Raw genomic sequence first — 15205 nt, forward strand, 5'->3', positions numbered from 1 at the left:
GATCGCCCCGTCCCGGTGACGACTGACTCACGAGTAACCTCCACCCATGCGCGTGCTGATGTTGTCGTGGGAGTACCCACCCGTGGTCGTCGGCGGACTCGCACGGCACGTCCATGCCCTGGCCCGGCACCTCGCCCGGCAGGGGCACGACGTGGTCGTGCTGTGCCGTCACACGGCGGGCACCGACGCCGAGACCCATCCGCGGACCGATCGCGTGGTCGAAGGCGTCCGCGTCATCCGGGTCGCCGAGGACCCGATGCACCTGACCTTCGAACTGGACCTCGTCGCGTGGACGCTGGCGATGGGGCACGCGATGGTCCGCGCCGCCACCGAGCTGCTGCGCACCTGGCGGCCGGACGTCGTGCACGCGCACGACTGGCTGGTCACCCATCCCGCGATCGCGATCGCGGAGGCCGCACGGGTGCCGCTGGTCGGGACGATCCACGCCACCGAGGCCGGGCGGCACTCCGGCTGGCTCTCGTATCCGCTGAGCCAGCAGATCCACTCGGTCGAATGGTGGCTCGCGAACCGATCGGACGCGCTGATCACCTGTTCGCAGGCCATGCGCCGGGAGGTGGCGCAGCTGTTCGAGGTCGACGGCGACGCGGTCACGGTGATCCACAACGGCATCGAGGAACGCACCTGGCAGGTGCCCTCGGAAGAGGTCGCGCACGCTCGCGAGGTCTACAGCCCCTCCGGCGCGCCGCTGCTGCTCTACTTCGGGCGGCTGGAATGGGAGAAGGGGGTACAGGACCTGCTCGCCGCGCTCCCCCGGATCCGCCGCGCCAAACCGGGCACGCGACTGGTGGTCGCCGGCAAGGGACGGCACTTGGAGGAACTGGTCAACCAGGCGCGCAAACTGCGGGTGCGCCGCGCGGTGGACTTCGTCGGGCACCTGTCCGACCGCGAACTGCGTGCCGCGCTGGCCGCGGCCGACGCCGTCGTGCTGCCCAGCCGCTACGAACCGTTCGGGATCGTCGCACTGGAGGCGGCCGCCGCGAAGGCGCCGCTCGTGGCGTCGACGGCGGGCGGACTCGGGGAGGTCGTCGTGGACGGTGAGACCGGCCTGGCGTTCAGCCCCGGTGACGTCGACGCCCTCCGGACCGCCGTCGAAGCGGTGCTGGACGACGAGGTCGCCGCGGCGCGGCGGGCGCTGACCGCGCAGTCGCGCCTGGCCGCGGACTTCGACTGGGGCCGCATCGCCGAGGCGACCGTCGCCGTCTACCGGCGGGCCCGCGTCGGGGAGCCCGTGGAACTCGGGCGCCCGAAGATCGCGACAGGCAACGCTTTCGAGCCCCGATCGGCCGTACCCGTGCAGCGGACTGGACGCGGAGGGTCATGAAGGGCGGAGGGCGGACCCGGGATGTCGGGGGAACCCGGGCCCGCCCTCCACGAGCGTCGCGGGTCGCGAGGGGCGCGACCCCCGGGTCTGCTCTAGGTGGCGAAGATCAGAAGTGGCAGGGCCGGACACAGTCCGGCCGCACCGGAACCCCGGCCGAAGCGGACACCGCCGGGACGGCGAGAACGACGGCGAGGACGGCGAAGGCTACGGCCAAGACGGTTCTCGACTGCTTCTTCATGGTGGCTCCTCGGGGAAACGGGCGGCATTCCCACCCGGCGCCGAGCATTCGCGCGCCCCGCCGCCGAAACAACAGGGGCATCGGTAGGTACCGCTACCTATTCGCGGTCCGTGACCGTTTCGTCCGGTCCCGTGAGTAGGTCCGGCAGGAGAAAGCCGCGAAGACCCCGCCCACTGCGGTATGGGGTGAGCGGGGTCTCCGCGGTGAGGCGCACGCCCGACAGGCGCTACCGGAGGGGCGCGCGCGAAGCGGGTCCGATGGCGGGGAGCCGCCGCCACCGGACCCGATGGGCCACACCGTCCCAAACCGGTGTGGAACCGGCCGCCCCGCGTCAGGTAGGGGCGGCCGGAGCCTGCGTCACCGCGCGGTCAGGTACCGCGCGTACGCGCCGGTGGTGAGGAAGCTCGGCAGCTTCTCGCCCAGCGCGGTTTCGGTGAAGATCTCGTAGGCGTCGCCGAGACGGTTGCCCTCGCCCAGTTCGGCACGCACCGACGCCAGCTCTTCGTCCAAATAGGACACGGCGAGCTCGTGGGTGAGCGCGGTGCCGTCTTCGAGCTTCGTGCCGTTGCGGATCCACTGCCACACCTGGCACCGGGCGATCTCGGCGGTGGCGGCGTCCTCCATCAGGTTGTGGATCGCCGCCGCGCCGGTGCCGCGCAGCCACGCGTCGATGTAGCGCAGCGCGACGTTGATGTTGGCGCGGACACCCGCTTCGGTGACCTCGCCGCCGGCGCTGGCGACGTCGAGCAGGTCCTCGGCGGTGACGTCGACGTCTTCACGAAGCTTGCCGAGCTGGTGGGGCCAGCCGCCGAGCACGCCGTCGAACACCTCGCGGCAGACCGGGACGAGGCCGGGGTGCGCGACCCACGAGCCGTCGAAGCCGTCGTTCGCCTCGCGTTCCTTGTCCTGGCGGACCTTTTCGAGCGCGGTCGCGTTGATCTCCGGGTCCTTGCTCGGGATGAACGCGGCCATGCCGCCGATGGCGTGCGCCCCGCGCTTGTGGCAGGTCCGCACCAGCAGTTCGGTGTAGGCCCGCATGAACGGGACGGTCATCGTCACCTGCGCGCGGTCCGGCAGCACGAAGTCCGCGCCGTGCGAGGAGAAGTTCTTGATGACGCTGAAGATGTAGTCCCAGCGGCCGGCGTTCAGCCCGGAGACGTGCTCGCGCAGTTCGTAGAGGATCTCCTCCATCTCGAACGCGGCGGTGATCGTCTCGATCAGCACGGTGGCCCGGACGGTGCCGCGCGGGATGCCGAGTTCCCGTTGCGCCAGCAGGAAGACGTCGTTCCACAGCCGAGCTTCGAGGTGGTTCTCGAGCTTCGGCAGGTAGAAGTACGGGCCGCTGCCGCGCGCCAGCAGCTGGCGCGCGTTGTGGAAGAAGTACAGGCCGAAGTCCACCAGGCTCGCCGAAACCGGGCGGCCGTCGATGCGGATGTGCTTCTCCACCAGGTGCCAGCCGCGAGGACGGGCGACGATCGTCGCGGGTTCGTCGCCGATCGTGTAGCGCTTGCCCGCCGACGTGTTCTTTCCCGCGGAGGCGGCATCAGCCACCGCCGACGTGTTCTTTCCCGCGGAGGCGGCATCAGACACCGCCGACGTGTTCTTTCCCGCGGAGGCGGCATCAGACACCGCTGACGTGGTGAAGTCGATGTTGCGGCGGATCGCGTCGAACAGGTTGAGCTGGCCGTCGATGACGTTGTGCCAGGTCGGCGAGGTCGCGTCCTCGAAGTCGGCGAGCCAGACCTTCGCGCCGGAGTTCAGCGCGTTGACCGTCATCTTGCGATCGGTCGGGCCGGTGATCTCGACGCGGCGGTCTTCGAGACCGGGCGCGGCCGGGGCGACCGACCAGCTGCTGTCGTCGCGGACGGAACGCGTTTCGGGCAGGAAGCCCAGCGGCTCCTCGCCGGACTGGAGCTTCTCGCGGCGCAGACGGCGGGCGTCGAGCAGCTCGCGGCGGCGGCCGGCGAACGCGTTGTCCAGTTTGGCCACGAAGTCCAGTGCGGCCGGGGTGAGGATCTCGTCGAACCGGTCACCGGCAGGTCCGCAGACGTCGATCCGGTAGTTCAGCTTCTCAACCATGGTGTGCCTCCGCTGGGCTTCGCGAGGGATGGGAAGAGGGAGGGGCAGGTGGCGGTCTCCCCTGGGGGGTCGGGAGACCGCCACCTGGCACCTACTTGCGAGGGATCAGAACTGCTCGGCCTCGGTGGAGCCGGCGAGCGCGGTGGTCGAGCTCTCCGGGTTCAGCGCGGTCGCGACGTTGTCGAACCAGCCGGTGCCGACCTCGCGCTGGTGCTTCGTGGCGGTGTAACCGCGGTCCTCCGAAGCGAACTCGCGCTCCTGGAGGTCGACGTAGGCGGTCATGCCCTCGCGGGCGTAACCGTGCGCCAGGTCGAACATCGAGTAGTTCAGGGCGTGGAAGCCCGCCAGGGTGATGAACTGGAACTTGTAACCCATGTGGCCGAGTTCGCGCTGGAACTTCGCGATCGTCGCGTCGTCCAGGTGCTTCTTCCAGTTGAACGACGGCGAGCAGTTGTAGGCCAGCATCTGGTCCGGGTACTTCGCCTTGATCGCCTCGGCGAACTGGCGGGCGACCTCGAGGTCCGGCTTGGAGGTCTCCATCCACAGCAGGTCGGCGTACTCGGCGTAGGCCAGGCCGCGGTCGATGCAGGGGTCGATGCCGTTGGTGACGTTGTAGAAGCCCTCGGCGGTGCGCTCGCCGGTGACGTACTTGCGGTCACGCTCGTCGACGTCGCTGGTGATCAGCGTGGCGGCCTGCGCGTCGGTGCGGGCGACGATCAGCGACGGCACGTTCAGCACGTCCGCGGCGAGGCGGGCGGCGTTCAGCGTGCGCTCGTGCTGCTTGGTCGGGATGAGCACCTTGCCACCGAGGTGACCGCACTTCTTCTCGGAAGCGAGCTGGTCTTCCCAGTGCACACCCGCGGCACCGGCGGCGATCATGCCCTTCATCAGCTCGAAGGCGTTGAGCGGGCCACCGAAGCCCGCCTCGGCGTCGGCGACGATCGGGGCGTACCAGTCGATGTCGGTGTTACCTTCGGCCCAGTTGATCTGGTCGGCGCGGCCCAGCGCGTTGTTGATGCGGCGGACGACCGCGGGCACCGAGTTGGCCGGGTAGAGGCTCTGGTCCGGGTAGGTCTGGCCGGAGAGGTTGGCGTCGGCGGCGACCTGCCAGCCCGACAGGTAGATGGCCTTGAGGCCGGCGCGGACCTGCTGCACCGCCTGGTTACCGGTCAGCGCGCCCAGGGAGTGGACGTAGTCCTCGTTGTGCAGGAGGTCCCAAAGCTTCTCGGCGCCGCGGCGAGCGAGCGTGTGCTCCTCGACCACGCTGCCGCGCAGCTTGACCACGTCAGCCGCGGAGTACGACCGCTTCACGCCCGCCCAGCGGGGGTCGGTCTCCCACTGCTTGGCCAGTTCGGCGGCCGCCTGCTCCAGCTGCTGCGCGTGCTGAGTCATCGGATTCTCCCGGTGTTGCGAAGTTTGCGAGTGATCGCCTTTCCTGACCTGACCCTGACATGACAGGGGAAATCCGATCCAGAGCGCCAATTTGCCAATTTCTGTGAAGCTTCCGTAGCATCTTGCAAAGGTTGCGAATCGCCGGTTCGCAAGCAAAGGCAAATCCACGGGCTTGACCGTTCACTGAATCGTTCAGGTCCGGAAACCTTGCGGACAGAGAGGCCTCAGTGGACAAAACCTTCGCCGGAGCGAAGCTGCGGCATCTGCGTGAAAGCCGGTCGATGAGCCAGGCCGATCTCGCTCGTGTGCTCGAGATCTCACCCAGTTACCTCAACCAGATCGAGCACAACTCGCGTCCGCTGACCGTTCCGGTGCTCCTTCGCATCACGCAGGCGTTCGGAGTGGACACCGAGTTCTTCGCGAACAACGACACCGCCCGGCTCGTCGCGGACGTGAAAGAAGCGTTGCTCGACGAGGTCCTCGGCGTGGGTGTCACGAACAGCGAGCTCAACGACCTCGCCACGAACCTCCCGACGATCGCCCAGGCCCTGGTCAAACTGCACCGCAGCTACCGCAACGCCGTGGAGAACACCGCCGCGCTGACCACGGAAAACGGCCTCGGCCTGCACGGCAGCGCCGCCACCGCCCTGCCGCACGAAGAGGTCCGCGACTTCTTCTACGAGCGGGAGAACTACGTCGCCGAGCTGGACGAACGCGCCGAACGGATGGCGCACGACATCCCCCTGCAGCGTGGCCAGGTGCTCGCGGCGCTGAAGGAGACCCTGATCCAGCGCTACGGCGTCGACGTCACCAGTGATGGCATCGACGAGATCAACGGCGAACAGCACCGGTACGAACCCGGACCGCGGGTGCTGCGGCTGGCGCCGAGCCTGCGCGTGGGGCAGCAGGCGTTCCGGATGGCTTCCCAGATCGCGCTATTGGAATACGACGACCTGATCACCGAGCTCGCCGACTCGTGGGCGTTCTCCGGACCCGCCGCGCGTTCGCTGGCCAGGGTCGGGCTCGCGAACTACTTCGCGGGCGCGCTCATCCTCCCGTATGGACCGTTCCTGGCCTGCGCCGAACGGTTCCGCTACGACATCGAGCGGCTCTGTGACCACTTCGGCGTCGGTTTCGAGACGGTCTGCCACCGGCTCTCGACGTTGCAGCGCCCGAAGAACCGCGGCGTGCCGTTCTCCTTCGTCCGGGTCGACCGGGCGGGGAACATGTCGAAACGCCAGTCCGCGGCCGGCTTCCACTTCTCCCGCGTCGGCGGCGCGTGTCCACTGTGGAACATCTACGAGGCGTTCACCCAGCCCGGCAAGATCCTCACCCAGATCGCCACCCTGCCCGACGGCAAGAGCTACTTCTGGGTCGCGCGGACGGTGTCACGCAACATCGGCGGCTACGGCAGCCCCGGCAAGACGTTCACCGTCGGCCTCGGCTGCGAACTGCGGCACGCGAAACGGCTGATCTACTCGACCGGGCTCGATCTCGACGACCGCGCCGCCGCCACCCCGATCGGCATGGGGTGCAAAGTCTGCGAACGCCCGGCGTGCTCGCAGCGCGCGTTCCCCACGATCGGCAAACAGCTGACCGTGGACGAGAACACCAGCACCTTCGTCCCGTACCCGGCGGTGCCGAAGGCGCCTTGAGCCCCCTTCCCGCAATTCGTCACCTAATTGCGAGGGCCGGACGTCGCAAGCAGGTGACGAATTGCGGTGGGGGGCGTCACACCAGGAAGTGGAAGAGCGGGCTGCCCGGCTCCACCCGCTCCACCTGCAGCGGGCTCCTGTCCAGCCGGTGCAGCAGGCCTTCCAGATCACCGGCGCGCGCGAGTTCGACGCCGATCAGCGCCGGGCCGGTCTCGCGGCTGTTGCGCTTCACGTACTCGAACCGCGTGATGTCGTCGTCCGGCCCGAGGACCTCGTCGAGGAACCGCCGCAGCGCGCCGGGCTCCTGCGGGAACCCCACCAGGAAGTAGTGCTTCAGTCCTTCGTGGATCAGCGACCGTTCGAGCACTTCGCCGTAGCGGCTGACGTCGTTGTTGCCGCCGGAGACGACGCACACCACGATCTGCCCGGGGTCGATCTTCACCGTCGTGCCGAGCGCCGCGGCCGCGAGCGCGCCCGCGGGTTCGGCGATCACGCCGTCGGACTGGTACATCGCGAGCATTTCCGTGCAGATCGCGCCCTCGGCGACGTCGGTGAGTTCGACGTCACCGTCGCGGACCAGCGGATACGTCACCGACCCTGCCAGCGCGACCGCCGCGCCGTCGACGAAGGTGTCGACGGTTTCCAGCCGCACCGGCGCCCCGGCGGCCAGCGCGGCCGCCATACAGGTCGCGCCCGCCGGTTCGACCCCGACGATCCGCATCTCCGGCGCCCGTTCCGCGGCCCACGCGACGATGCCCGCGAGCAGGCCGCCGCCACCGACCGGCACCACCATGACGTCCGGGACGAACCCGAGCTGCGCGACGACCTCCATCGCGACCGTGCCCTGCCCGGCGACCGTCTCCGGCGCGTCGAAGGCGGGGACCAGCGTCGCGCCCGTGGTCTCCGCGTCGTGCTTCGCGGCGGTGAAAGCGTCCTCATAGGTCTCGCCGACGACGATGACCTCGATGTGCGAGCCGCCCAGCGTCGCGATCCGCTCGCGCTTCTGCCGGGGAGTCGTGCCGGGAACGTAGACCCGGCCGTTCGCGCCGAGGCGGCGGCACGCGTACGCCACACCCTGCGCGTGGTTGCCCGCGCTGGCGCAGACGACGCCGCGCTGCCGGTGTTCCGCGTCGAGCTGGACGATGAAGTTGTAGGCACCGCGGATCTTGTAGGAGCGCACGGTCTGGAGGTCTTCGCGTTTGAGCCAGACCCGGGCGTCCACCCTGGCCGAAAGCCGTTCGTTCGGTTCGAGCGGCGTCCGGGTCACCACCCCGGCCAATCGCTTGGCGGCCTCTTCGACCGTTCGGGCGCTCACCGTTTCGATCCGTTGCACGAATGCTGAATGTACTGACCGCCTCCGGTCACGACGGAGAGTGGTCCGATCCAGTTCACGGATTGTCGGTGGTCTGTGGTCCACTGGTCGCCATGGTGAGCAAGGTCGACGGAGTCCGGAGTCTCGATGCGTTGCGCGAGCTGGTCCACAGCGGCGCGGAGCCCGAGTACCAGCTCTTCTACGGCCACACCCCGCTCAAGAGCGGCCGGGTCAACGCGGCCTGCCTGAGCCAGTGGTGGCACGCGCCGTTCGTCGCGGGCGGCGAGCGGTACCCGACGGCCGAGCACTACATGATGGCGAGCAAGGCGGAACTGTTCGGCGACCACGAGGCCGCGGCGGCCATCCGTCGGGCGCCGGACCCGAAGACCGCCAAGATCCTCGGCCGCGAGGTCTCCGGTTTCGACGCCGAACTGTGGGAGCGGCACCGCTTCGACATCGTCATCGACGGCAACCTGGAGAAGTTCCGCCAGCACGCCGAGGAGCGCGAGTTCCTGCTGGCCACGGGCGACAAGGTGATCGTCGAGGCGTCGAGGATGGACCTGGTCTGGGGCAGCGGCGTCGCCCGCGACGACAAGAACGCCACGCGCCCCGATTACTGGCGCGGGGAGAACCTGCTGGGCTTCGCGCTCATGGAGGTCCGGGAGCAGCTTCGCGGCTGATTCCGTTTCGTGGGTGTGGCGTCCACCTGATCACCGCATGGCCCGCATCTCCCGGACAGCTTCCCGACGCCGTCTGGGTGACCGCGCTCGCGGCCGTGATCAGGCGGACGGCATGGGTGACACCACGGACGACATCCGTGAGCAGAGGGACGACACCGGTGATCCAGCGGACGACACGAGGCTGAGTCAGGAGTCGACGCCCAGCGTCTTCTGGAGCGCCTTGTCCGCCTTACGCGCCATGTCCGCGACAGCCTCGCGGCGGGCGGCGTCGGCGGCGTAGTCGTCCTGCCGGTTCCGCACCACGCGCGCCGGCGAACCGACGGCGATCGAGTAGTCCGGGATCTCGCCCCGCACCACGGCGTGCGCGCCGAGCACGCAGCCGCGGCCGACCCGCGTGCCCTTGAGCACGGAGACCTTCGTGCCGATCCAGGTGTCCGGCCCGATCCGCACCGGCGACTTCACGATGCCCTGATCCTTGATCGGGACGGTGATGTCGGTGGTGACGTGGTCGAAGTCGCAGATGTACACCCAGTCCGCGACGAGGGTGGCCGCGCCGAGTTCGATGTCGAGGTAGCCGTTGAGGACGTTCTGCCGCCCGAACACCGCCTTGTCGCCGATGCGCAGCGAACCCTCGTGGCAGCGGATCGCGTTGCCGTCGCCGATGTGCACCCAGCGGCCGATCTCCAGCCGTCCGTAGCCGGGCCGGCAGTGGATCTCGACGTCCTTGCCGAGGAACACCATTCCCCGCAGGATGATGTGCGGGTTCGCGACGCGGAACTTCAGCAACCGCCAGTATCGGACCAGGTACCAAGGCGTGTACGCGCGGTTTCGCCGCACCCAGCGCAGCGAATCCTTGGTCAGGAACTTCGCCTGACGCGGGTCACGACGGGCCTGGCCCCAAGCGCGGAGCCGCGACAGCGCGGGCGCACCCCACATGGACGTCATACCGGTGACCGTAACCTGTGATCAGGCCGTCGACCGCAAAGGGGAGCACGCGCATGGGGACCAAGCTGATCATCGACACCGACCCGGGGGTCGACGACGCCTTCGCGTTGGCGTTGGCCACGCGATCCGAGGACGTCGAACTCCTCGGCGTGACCACGGTGTTCGGCAACGTGCCGCTGAGCCACACCACCGCCAACGCGCGCCGCCTGCTGCAGCTCTTCGGCCGCGACGACGTCCCCGTCGCGGCCGGTGCCGCGCGGCCGCTGGTGTACGGCAACGCCAGGACCGCCGGGTTCGTCCACGGCCAGGACGGCCTTTCCGGCCACGCCGGGACGCTGCCGGAGGCGAAGCGCCCGCTCGACGAACGCGGCGCCATCCGCCTGCTGGTGGATCTGCTGGAAGCCGCCGACGAGCCGGTGACCATCGCCCCGATCGGCCCGCTCACGAACATCGCGCTGCTGCTGGCGGCCCATCCGGACATCCGCGAGAAGATCGGCCGGATCGTCGTCATGGGCGGCGGGGTGACCAAGGGGAACTCCACCACCGCGGCCGAGTTCAACATCTGGAGCGACCCCGAGGCCGCGCGCCGCGTGCTGGTCGACGAGGACATCCCGACGGTGCTGGTCCCCCTGGACATCACGCACCAGTGCTCGGTCGACACGACGTGGCTCGGCAAGCTCGCCGCCTCCGGCCCGCTCGGCGCGGCGCTCGAAGCGCTGACACCCACTTATGTCGAGCACTACACGCCGATCCTCGGTCTCCCCGGGATGGTCATGCACGACGCGGTCGCGGTGGCCGAGGCGATCCGGCCGGGCATCCTCGACGTCGAGTCGTACCCCGTGGACGTCGAGTGCGGCTTCGGCCCCGCGCGCGGGGCGACTCTCGTAGACCGGCGAAGGCTGCGAAGCACCGATCCGCAGGCCGTGCCGGGCCGCACCATCGACGTCGCGCTGACCACCGACGTCGACGCCCTCCGCGAGTTCGTGCTGAGCCGCATCGTCGGAGGGCTCTGATGGAACAGCAGACTTCCCGCCGTCGCAGACTTCCGGTGATCATCGCCGCCGTCGTCGTCGCTGGTGCCGCCTTGGTCGCCGCCATCACCTTCGCACCGAAGGACGAGCCGAAGCCGGAAGCCGCCGCCGTCCAGTCCTCGGCCCCGCCCGCGCCGCCTTCGTCCTCCGTCCCCGCGGAGATGCCGAAGGAACAGCCGAAGGTGCCGCAGCAGATGGGGCAGGAGTTCGACGCCTGGGTGTCGAAGACCAGCGGCTGGCTCGACATCCCGCTGCGGGCGATGACCGGGTACGCGAAGACCACCGTGGCGCTGAGCAAGGAAACGCCGGGCTGCCGTCTTTCCTGGGTGACACTGGCCGCGCTCGGCAAGATCGCTTCCGACCACGGCCGCGTCACCGGTTCGAGCCTGAACGCCGACGGCGTGCTGACCGTGCCGCTCGGCGCGGTCGAGGTCCGCGACTTCTACAACAAGGTCGTCTCGTCCGCGAACGCCAGCGGCCCGCTGCAATTGACCCCGTCGGTGTGGAAACAGTTCCAGGCCTCGGCGAGTGGCGGGAAGCCGGACCCGCAGAACATCGACGACGCCACGCTCACCGCCGGACGTGCCCTGTGCGCGGGCGGGCGTGACCTCGGCCAGGGCCAGACGTGGTGGAACGCGGTGAGCACGTTGCAGCCCGCGCCGTTGCTGATGCACCGCACGCTCGCGACCGTGAACGTCTACGGCACGGTCGGGCAGAGCCCGCAGCCGCCGAACGCGGCGGCGTTGAGCGCGGTCAACTTCGCCATCGACAAGATCGGGTTGCCCTACGTCTGGGGCGGCAACGGCACCGGCGGCGGCGACCCCGGTTTCGACTGCTCCGGCCTGACGACGGCCGCGTACGCCAGCGCCGGCGTGAAACTCATGCGGACCGCCCACACGCAGTACCACAGCGTCGACAAGGTGACCGATCCTCAACTGGGCGACCTGATCTTCTACGGCGAGCCGAACATGAAGATCCACCACGTCGGGCTGTACATCGGGAACCAGCAGATGATCGACGCCCCGCAGACCGGGCAGGCGGTGCAGGTGCACACCTACCGGAAGCAAGGCGACGACTACGCCGGGGCGGGCCGCCCGACGGCGTGACCACGCCCGAGCCGCCGTCGAACACCAGCCGAAGAAACTGCCGGCCTGGAAACGGGCGAGGTCGTGTCATGATGCTGACATGAGTCGAGGCGAGACGGTCGGACCGCTGGACCTGGCGGTGGGGTACATGCTGAAACGAGCGGCGACGGCGCTCCGGATGGCGATGGAGACCGCTTTGCGTCCACTCGACCTCACCGTGCCCCAGTACTCCTGTCTCGAGGTGCTCTCGCAGCGACCGGGGCTGTCCAACGCGGAACTGGCCAGGGCCGTGTTCGTCACGCGGCAGTCGATGAACCTGGTGCTGCGCGGGCTGCAGGACCGCGGCCTGGTCACCCGTCCGACGACGGCGCCGCAAGGACGCGCCTTGCCCAGCACCCTCACCGCCGCCGGGCAGGACCGGCTCCGCGCCGCCAGCGGCGTCGTGCGCGCGGTCCAGGATCGGATGCTCGAACCGTTCCCGGCGGCCGAGCAGGAGCGGCTGCTGCGGGATCTCGCCGCCTGCGCGGACGCGCTCGCCGAGTGACTCAGGACCTCGTGCTCACCGGTGTTTCCGGCTTGAACGCGAACACGTCGACGCCTTGGACGAGCACATGCCAATCACCGCAGACCTTGTCCGTCCTGCCTTCCTGCCCTTGCGGCCACCAGTGCGCGGCGAGAGTGGCGCCCTGCTTCGCGGCAGGCCCCGGCACGCAAACCGCGGGCAGCGCCCCGCCGCTGAACCGCAGGAGCCGCTCCGAGCCGGTCGTCCGGATGACCTCCGTGACCGCCGCCGCCCCGTCCGGCACCCACTCCGGCAGACGCGCGTCCGTGTCGCGCTTGCCTTCCGCGCCGGTCGCGTAGGCGACCGTCTTGACGTGCCCGTTCGCCTTTTCGGTCAAGCCTTCTTTGAGACCGCATCCGGTGAGGGCGAGCGCGGCCGTCGCGGCGGTGAGAACCGCCGCGGTGATCGTCGTGTTCATACGATCGAGTCAACCTCGCGGAACCGCGCACAGGATCGGACTTTCGGCCCGGCCGGGCCGCCATCCGGCCGATCTCGGTGACGGACAACCGCCAGCGCCCGGACACGCCGACCACCACAGTGGTCCTCGTGACGGCGACATCGACAACGACGGACGCCCTGTCCGTACTCAAGGGCATGTACGCGGCGGAAGCCGGCTACTTCGCGGCGGGCGGCCCGGGCAAGGCGACCTTCGCGCCGCTCGCCCCGTTCTTCTCCCCCGACGTGGTGCTGCACCAGGCGGACGCCCTGCCGTACGGCGGAATCTGGCGCGGCCACGAAGGCTTGGAGCGGTTCTTCGCCATCATGAGCGACACCTGGGAGATCTTCGACATGATGGAGCAGAGCTTCCTGAGCGAGACCAGTCCGCTGGTCGTCCTGACCCGGGTGCACGTCCGCGCGAGGGCCACCGGACGCGAGCTGAACTCCCCGATCCTGCAGACGATCACCGTCGAGGACGGGCGCGTCACCGAGGTGCGGCCGTTCTACTGGGACACCGCGGCGATCGCGGCGGTCTGCACGAACTACCATTCCGCTGATGACCGCCTACCACGATCTTGAGTTGTTCGAGGAAGCCGCTTCGCTGCCGGAGCGCCAGCAGAAGATCCTGCTGACCATCCGCGAATGGGTGGTGGAGCACGGATACTCGCCGAGCACGCGCGAGATCGGTGAAGCGGTCGGGCTGCGCTCGACGTCCTCGGTGTCGAAGCATCTGGCGGCCTTGGAGGAGAAGGGTTTCCTCCACCGGGGCAGCTCGGTCTCGCGGCCCATGGACGTCCGCGCGTTCCTGCCCGGCACCACCTCGCGTGAATCCACAGAGGACTCCGTGCCGGTCCCCGTCGTCGGTGACATCGCCGCGGGAACGCCGATCTCGGCCGTCGAACACGTCGACGACGTGATGACCCTTCCGCGTGAACTCACCGGCCGGGGCAACGTCTTCGGCCTGCGGGTACGCGGTGATTCGATGATCGACGCGGCGATCTGCGACGGCGACATCGTCGTGGTGAAGCAGCAGCAGGAAGCGCACTCCGGTCAGATCGTCGCCGCGATGATCGACGAGGAAGCCACGGTCAAGGTGTACCGCCGTCGCGACGGCCACGTGTACCTCGAACCGCGCAACCCCGCCTACGACGTCATCGACGGGGACCGCGCGTCCGTGCTGGGCGTCGTGGTCTCCGTGCTCCGCAGCGTCTGAGCGATTCCTGTCGGTGGTCCGGAGTAGCTTGCGGCCCATGTACGAAATCGACTTCGTCGAGTTCCCGTCCGGCTCGGCCGCGGACTCGAGCCGGTTCTTCGAGAAGGCCTTCGGGTGGACGGCGACGTCGTACGGCCCGACGTATTCCGACGTCCAGAGCGGCGGCGTGGTCTCGTTCGGCTTCCAGCAGGACACCGCGGCGCGGACGGCCGCGCCGCTGGTGACGATCCGCACCGAAGACCTCGAGCGGGCAAGGGGTTCCGTCGAGGCCGCGGGCGGAGTCGTCACGGTCGAGCCGTTCTCGTTCCCCGGCGGGCGCCGGTTCCACTTCCGCGAGCCCGGCGGCGCGGAACTCGCGGTGTGGTCCCCGGATTCCTGACCTCAGCCGGTGAATCCCAGCACCCCGGCCATGAACGCTCCGACGACGGTGACGATGACCTAGGCGGTGATCGTTTCGGTTTCTTCTGGCTTCTCGGTGGTTCGACGGCTTGACCCGCGCCGCCGAGGGGAGGTGAAGACTTCGCGGTGAAGACGGCGGTGAACCACATCACACGGCTACCTCGCCCCTTTTAGAGCGGGCGCTCTCTTATTGTTCTGGAGCACGCGCTCTGTTACCGTCGCGTCATGCCCCGCCCCCGTGTGCACGACTTGGAAAGGCTGCTCGACGCGGCCGAACACCTCGTCGTCGAGACGGGTGCCCACGGCGTCACCGTCCGGTCCCTCGCGGCCGCCGCGGGCGTGTCCAACGGGACGATCTACCACGCTTTCGGCTCGCTCGGCACCTTGCTGGCCCATGTCTGGCTCCGCGCGGCGGGCGAGTTCCTCGACCTCCAGACCACTCTCGCCGACGAGGTGGAAGATCCGGTCGCGGCGGTCGTGGCCGCGGCGGACACGCCGGCCGCGTTCGCCGATCTACGGCCGGAGGCGGCCCGCCTGCTCATCACCGTCAAGAAGGAACAGGTCCTCGGCCCGCAGGTCCCCGCAGACCTCGCGGCCGATTTCCTGGCCCTCGACAAACGCCTGATCACGCTCCTGATCGCGCTTGCCGACCGGCTCTGGGGCCGACGGGACGCGCAGGCGGTCGAAGTGCTGACGACCTGCGTGGTCGACCTGCCGACAGCCCTGTTCCGCCGCACGCTCACCGCGGGCGAACCGATCTCCGCGGCCTCCCGGGCCCGGCTCGCCGCCGCGGTCCGCGCCATACTCCTGCTCCCACCCCCACGGAAGGACTGA

General features: G+C 69.2%; 16 protein-coding genes. 10 read left to right on the top strand and 6 right to left on the bottom strand.

Annotation, left to right across the window (positions count from 1 at the left end):
* The first annotated feature begins 46 nt into the window (after nt 1–46).
* A complete protein-coding gene (locus tag P3102_RS28725; protein ID WP_276363299.1) occupies nt 47–1342 on the top strand; it encodes a glycosyltransferase family 4 protein in 1296 nt (431 codons plus the stop codon).
* 106 nt (nt 1343–1448) lie between these two features.
* On the opposite strand, the gene P3102_RS28730 is transcribed toward P3102_RS28725, so the two are convergent.
* From P3102_RS28730 to aceA, 3 genes are all read right to left on the bottom strand, one after another.
* Complete coding sequence (locus P3102_RS28730) at nt 1449–1580, bottom strand: hypothetical protein (RefSeq protein WP_276363301.1); 132 nt, start codon at nt 1578–1580, stop codon at nt 1449–1451.
* Between the two features lie 357 nt (nt 1581–1937).
* Nucleotides 1938–3659, bottom strand: coding sequence for a malate synthase A (aceB, locus tag P3102_RS28735; protein ID WP_276363303.1), 1722 nt, complete (start codon nt 3657–3659; stop codon nt 1938–1940).
* Between the two features lie 105 nt (nt 3660–3764).
* Nucleotides 3765–5051: an isocitrate lyase gene (gene aceA, locus P3102_RS28740; RefSeq protein WP_072030536.1), complete on the bottom strand. Its 1287-nt coding sequence runs from the start codon at nt 5049–5051 to the stop codon at nt 3765–3767.
* A gap of 227 nt (nt 5052–5278) precedes the next feature.
* Here aceA and P3102_RS28745 point away from each other — a divergent pair, with 227 nt between their 5' ends.
* Nucleotides 5279–6706, top strand: a complete 1428-nt coding sequence (locus tag P3102_RS28745; RefSeq protein WP_276363306.1) for a short-chain fatty acyl-CoA regulator family protein — start codon at nt 5279–5281, stop codon at nt 6704–6706.
* Between the two features lie 76 nt (nt 6707–6782).
* Here the strand turns inward: P3102_RS28745 and ilvA are convergent, their stop codons facing one another.
* Nucleotides 6783–8039, bottom strand: coding sequence for a threonine ammonia-lyase IlvA (ilvA, locus tag P3102_RS28750; RefSeq protein WP_276363308.1), 1257 nt, complete (start codon nt 8037–8039; stop codon nt 6783–6785).
* A 92-nt stretch (nt 8040–8131) separates the two neighbouring features.
* Between ilvA and P3102_RS28755 the strand changes: the two genes are divergently transcribed.
* On the top strand, nt 8132–8698 hold the full coding sequence (locus P3102_RS28755; protein WP_276363310.1) for an NADAR family protein: 567 nt from the start codon (nt 8132–8134) through the stop codon (nt 8696–8698).
* A 186-nt stretch (nt 8699–8884) separates the two neighbouring features.
* On the opposite strand, the gene P3102_RS28760 is transcribed toward P3102_RS28755, so the two are convergent.
* Nucleotides 8885–9643, bottom strand: coding sequence for an acyltransferase (locus P3102_RS28760; RefSeq protein ID WP_276363312.1), 759 nt, complete (start codon nt 9641–9643; stop codon nt 8885–8887).
* Between the two features lie 53 nt (nt 9644–9696).
* Between P3102_RS28760 and P3102_RS28765 the strand changes: the two genes are divergently transcribed.
* The 3 genes from P3102_RS28765 (at nt 9697) to P3102_RS28775 (ending at nt 12303) form a co-directional block, all read left to right on the top strand.
* On the top strand, nt 9697–10656 hold the full coding sequence (locus P3102_RS28765; protein ID WP_276363314.1) for a nucleoside hydrolase: 960 nt from the start codon (nt 9697–9699) through the stop codon (nt 10654–10656).
* Entirely contained in the window at nt 10656–11780 is a 1125-nt protein-coding gene (locus P3102_RS28770; protein ID WP_276363315.1) for a C40 family peptidase, read from the top strand. The genes P3102_RS28765 and P3102_RS28770 overlap by 1 nt, the downstream gene beginning before the upstream one ends.
* 79 nt (nt 11781–11859) lie before the next feature.
* A complete protein-coding gene (locus P3102_RS28775) occupies nt 11860–12303 on the top strand; it encodes a MarR family transcriptional regulator (RefSeq protein WP_276363317.1) in 444 nt (147 codons plus the stop codon).
* Between the two features lies 1 nt (nt 12304).
* Here the strand turns inward: P3102_RS28775 and P3102_RS28780 are convergent, their stop codons facing one another.
* Complete coding sequence (locus P3102_RS28780) at nt 12305–12739, bottom strand: hypothetical protein (RefSeq protein ID WP_276363319.1); 435 nt, start codon at nt 12737–12739, stop codon at nt 12305–12307.
* A 128-nt stretch (nt 12740–12867) separates the two neighbouring features.
* Here P3102_RS28780 and P3102_RS28785 point away from each other — a divergent pair, with 128 nt between their 5' ends.
* The 4 genes from P3102_RS28785 (at nt 12868) to P3102_RS28800 (ending at nt 15205) form a co-directional block, all read left to right on the top strand.
* Nucleotides 12868–13338, top strand: coding sequence for a nuclear transport factor 2 family protein (locus P3102_RS28785; RefSeq protein ID WP_276363320.1), 471 nt, complete (start codon nt 12868–12870; stop codon nt 13336–13338).
* On the top strand, nt 13316–13972 hold the full coding sequence (gene lexA, locus P3102_RS28790; RefSeq protein WP_276363322.1) for a transcriptional repressor LexA: 657 nt from the start codon (nt 13316–13318) through the stop codon (nt 13970–13972). Before P3102_RS28785 ends, lexA begins: the two co-directional genes overlap by 23 nt.
* Before the next feature lie 37 nt (nt 13973–14009).
* Nucleotides 14010–14351: a VOC family protein gene (locus tag P3102_RS28795; protein ID WP_276363324.1), complete on the top strand. Its 342-nt coding sequence runs from the start codon at nt 14010–14012 to the stop codon at nt 14349–14351.
* Nucleotides 14352–14596: 245 nt separating this feature from the next.
* On the top strand, nt 14597–15205 hold the full coding sequence (locus P3102_RS28800; protein WP_276363325.1) for a TetR/AcrR family transcriptional regulator: 609 nt from the start codon (nt 14597–14599) through the stop codon (nt 15203–15205).

The sequence above is a fragment of the Amycolatopsis sp. QT-25 genome, from assembly GCF_029369745.1.
Taxonomy (GTDB): domain Bacteria; phylum Actinomycetota; class Actinomycetes; order Mycobacteriales; family Pseudonocardiaceae; genus Amycolatopsis.

What these genes read in the sequence shown, in the direction of transcription:
- P3102_RS28775 (WP_276363317.1), top strand. Translation starts at nt 11,860, where the DNA reads ATGAGTCGAGGCGAGACGGTCGGACCGCTGGACCTGGCGGTGGGGTAC.
- aceB (WP_276363303.1), bottom strand. Translation starts at nt 3,659, where the DNA reads ATGGTTGAGAAGCTGAACTACCGGATCGACGTCTGCGGACCTGCCGGT.
- P3102_RS28755 (WP_276363310.1), top strand. Translation starts at nt 8,132, where the DNA reads ATGGTGAGCAAGGTCGACGGAGTCCGGAGTCTCGATGCGTTGCGCGAG.
- P3102_RS28730 (WP_276363301.1), bottom strand. Translation starts at nt 1,580, where the DNA reads ATGAAGAAGCAGTCGAGAACCGTCTTGGCCGTAGCCTTCGCCGTCCTC.
- P3102_RS28765 (WP_276363314.1), top strand. Translation starts at nt 9,697, where the DNA reads ATGGGGACCAAGCTGATCATCGACACCGACCCGGGGGTCGACGACGCC.
- P3102_RS28725 (WP_276363299.1), top strand. Translation starts at nt 47, where the DNA reads ATGCGCGTGCTGATGTTGTCGTGGGAGTACCCACCCGTGGTCGTCGGC.
- P3102_RS28780 (WP_276363319.1), bottom strand. Translation starts at nt 12,739, where the DNA reads ATGAACACGACGATCACCGCGGCGGTTCTCACCGCCGCGACGGCCGCG.
- P3102_RS28760 (WP_276363312.1), bottom strand. Translation starts at nt 9,643, where the DNA reads ATGACGTCCATGTGGGGTGCGCCCGCGCTGTCGCGGCTCCGCGCTTGG.
- P3102_RS28800 (WP_276363325.1), top strand. Translation starts at nt 14,597, where the DNA reads ATGCCCCGCCCCCGTGTGCACGACTTGGAAAGGCTGCTCGACGCGGCC.
- aceA (WP_072030536.1), bottom strand. Translation starts at nt 5,051, where the DNA reads ATGACTCAGCACGCGCAGCAGCTGGAGCAGGCGGCCGCCGAACTGGCC.
- P3102_RS28770 (WP_276363315.1), top strand. Translation starts at nt 10,656, where the DNA reads ATGGAACAGCAGACTTCCCGCCGTCGCAGACTTCCGGTGATCATCGCC.
- P3102_RS28795 (WP_276363324.1), top strand. Translation starts at nt 14,010, where the DNA reads ATGTACGAAATCGACTTCGTCGAGTTCCCGTCCGGCTCGGCCGCGGAC.
- lexA (WP_276363322.1), top strand. Translation starts at nt 13,316, where the DNA reads ATGACCGCCTACCACGATCTTGAGTTGTTCGAGGAAGCCGCTTCGCTG.